This is a genomic window from Frankia sp. AgKG'84/4, assembly GCF_023242965.2.
GTDB lineage: Bacteria > Actinomycetota > Actinomycetes > Frankiales > Frankiaceae > Frankia.
On record NZ_JALKFU020000615.1, the window covers coordinates 1 to 3,001 of the forward strand.

At 72.9% G+C, this 3,001-nt stretch carries 2 protein-coding genes and 1 pseudogene; all 3 read right to left on the minus strand.

What is annotated here, in order from left to right; genetic code table 11:
• A partial coding sequence (locus tag MXD58_RS24015) for a serine/threonine-protein kinase (RefSeq protein ID WP_250609979.1) occupies window positions 1-1,044 on the minus strand: 1,044 nt, incomplete at its 3' end.
• 74 nt (window positions 1,045-1,118) lie between these two features.
• Window positions 1,119-2,309 carry a TAXI family TRAP transporter solute-binding subunit gene (locus MXD58_RS24020; RefSeq protein ID WP_248838802.1) on the minus strand — a complete coding sequence of 397 codons (1,191 nt, stop codon included), beginning with the start codon at window positions 2,307-2,309 and terminating at the stop codon, window positions 1,119-1,121.
• Window positions 2,310-2,511: 202 nt separating this feature from the next.
• Window positions 2,512-3,001: pseudogene (locus MXD58_RS24025) on the minus strand (hypothetical protein); the annotation flags it as partial.

Below are 3,001 nucleotides of genomic sequence, written 5' to 3' on the forward strand. Positions count from 1 at the left end.
GGGCGGCGCCGCTGGTCGGGCGCCCCCGTCCGCGTCCCCGGCCGCGCGGCGTCGCGCCGGCTCGGAGAACGGCGTCGGCGACGGGACCGGGGTCGGCGGTGAAGGCGGTTCCAGTGGCGGGCACGCCGTCAGCCGCGTTCGATCGTCATCGCGCTCGTGGTCGGGGGACCGGCCGATCGTGTCGCTGGGCGAGGTGGCGCCGGCCGTCGTCACGGGCCCGGAGCCCGACAGGTCCTGCGGCCGTGTGGTCAACAGATCGAGGAGCTCGGCGGCCGACGGCCGGTGCGCCGGGCTCTTCGCCAGGCCCTGGCAGACCACGTCGAGCAGGTGGGCGGGGACGCCGTCCAGGTCCGGTTCGGCGGTGGTGATCCGCAGCGCGACGACCTCCTGCGACTCCCCGGCGAAGGGGCGCCGCCCGGTCGCCGCGTAGACGACGCAGCAGGCCCAGGCGAAGACGTCCGAGGCGGGGCCGGCGACCCCGCCGCCGAGCTGCTCGGGGGCCATCCAGGCAATCGTGCCGACGAGTTCCCCGGCCTGGGTGTACCCGCTGTAGTCGGCGGACCGGGCGACGCCGAAATCGATGACCTTCGGCCCCTCCCAGGAGAGCACGACGTTGGCGGGTTTGAGGTCGCGGTGCACGACGCCGAGCGCGTGGATCGCGGCGAGGGCGTCGGCGAGACCGATGGCGAGCCCGTCGAGCGAGCGGCCGGACAGTGGCCCGGTCGCCGCCAGCACGGCGGCGTGCAGGGTGGGGCCCTCGACGTATTCGGTCGCCAGCCACGGCCGCGAGCAGTCCACGTCGGAGTCGATCACCCTGGCGACCGAGGGCGCCCGCACCTGGCGGGCGGCGGCGACCTCCGCCCGGAACCGGCCTCGGAACTCCAGGCTGGTGGCAAACGACTCGTGCGGCACCTTCACCGCGACCGGCTGATCGTCAGCTCCGTAGCCCAGGTAGACGACGCCCATGCCACCGCTGCCGAGCCGGTGGTGCAGCCGATACGGCCCGATCTCCCTGGGGTCGGTAGCGGCGAGTGGTCGTAGCATGGCGCGTCCTTCACCCGAGATTCCACCGGCGGGACCCGCGGCGGCCCGGCCTCCGTGATGCCCTGAACGTCGCGTCAGTTCGCACCGCAGCGCGGCACTCGTCCGAACCGCTCGCGGTAGTAGTCCTGTGCAGCCCGATGAAGCGGTATGTAGCAGAAAAGCGGGCCCTCGTAAATCGAGAGCGCATCCGGAATGGTGTGATGTGCGGGATTTGTACCCCACAATCGTGTGATGAACTCGTCCGGGTCCCGGTAGAGCTCGGCGGTCGCCCGGCGGACGAGGGCCGGATCCGCGTCGGCGTGGGCGATCAGGGCGTTCGGGATCGTTATGGTGCGCACGGCCCGGATGCCCGGATAATCGTTGTGGTCGAGGCTCCCCAGCCCGAAGACGGCGCCGGGAAAGTAGCCGCTGCGACCGCCGTAGAAGGTGTTCCAGTTCTGCGTGATCGCCGGCAGCTGGTCGGACAGGTCGAGCATGCGCAGCCGGGCGCCGCCGGCGATCGCCGCGCGGATCTGCGCGGTGGCCGGGGCCCCGGCCCAGATGACCGCGTCGACCTTGCCGGCGGCCAGGGACCGCAGCCCCTCGTTGACGCCGGCACCGCTGACGCTGGGGGAGCAGCCCGGCAGGCCCACGCGGAGCAGGACGTCCCCGATCTGCCGGGTCCCCGAATCCGGCTCGCCCGCGGCCACGACGCGGTCACACAGGTCGGCGAGGCGGTTCACCGGACTGTCCCCCGGACCCAGCGGCCGGTCCCGCACGATCACGTGCAGCAGGTCCTGGTGGATGGTCCCCAGGGTGGCCAGGTCGGTGACCGCGTGACCGCCGTTGCTCGGGGCGAACTGGAACACCGCCCTGGTGGCGTCCACGGCGGTGTTCAGCTGGGTGATCGCCAGCGCGCAGCGGGACGGGTCGGGCCCGTCGAGGTGGTAGATGTTGTCGGTGGAGCCGCTCGTCTCCTTGACGTAGACGGTGAAATGCTCCGGTGCCGCGGCGAGACGCCTGCGGAGCACGTCGGCGACCCGGTTGTAGGGCGAGTCGTCGTTGCCGCTGTAGATCTGCACGCTCGTGCAGGTGGTCCTGCCGGCGGACGGTGGCCAGGCCTTCGCGGACGATGCGTCCCAGGTGCTCGACGCGTCCGACGTGCCGGAGGCGAGGACGAGCGCGCCCGCCACGGCAACGGCGAGTACCACCACGGCGGCGACGGTGGCGCGTTGCCCGCGGGTCAGCCGCCGCGGCCGCCGGGCGCCTGTCTGAACCGTCGACACCGTGCGTCCTCCGCTCTGGAGCTGTGATCAGCAGCGACCATGGTCGCGGAAGTCCGGGAATCGTCGTGAGGCGGTATCGCCGGTTTCTCGGCTGGGCGGACGATCCGCGCTTGCGACGAGCTTCCCGCGTAGTCGACTCGGGTGACTGATTCTCTGCGCCGTAGGGCATGTCCGGTGAACGACATCCCGGCGGCGTGGCGGATCAGCGGGCCGGCAGCCACAGGTCGACACCGTCGACGCGCTGCGGCGACTGGCCGACCAGAGCGCGCAGCAGCGCCCGCAGCTCGCCGGAGCGCTGCGACGGGCCGAGCACGACGGCGGCCGGAGCCAGCCGCGCATAGGCGGCCCGCACCCGCGGCGAGCCGGCCGCGGCACCCGCGGACATCGTCCCGTTGTCGACGTCGATCAGTGCGCTGGTCAGCGCATCTCCCGGCCCGTGGAACGAAGCGTGACCGCCTGGCCCGGGAACCGTGCAGTAGCAGCCCGGCAGGACGAACCGGAAGTCCGCCTGCGCCTGCCAGAGCATCGCCTCCGCCCGCTGCGGATGCGGGTAGGGCACCACCAGCGCGGTCGCGTGCGCGGGGATACGCCGAACGCCGTCGCCGGTGAAGAACGCGGGAGCCGTTGCGCTGCGTCGTCCGGGCCGGTGACCGCTCAAAGCGGGCCGCGCCGACGTGCGCGTCGGCCTCGGC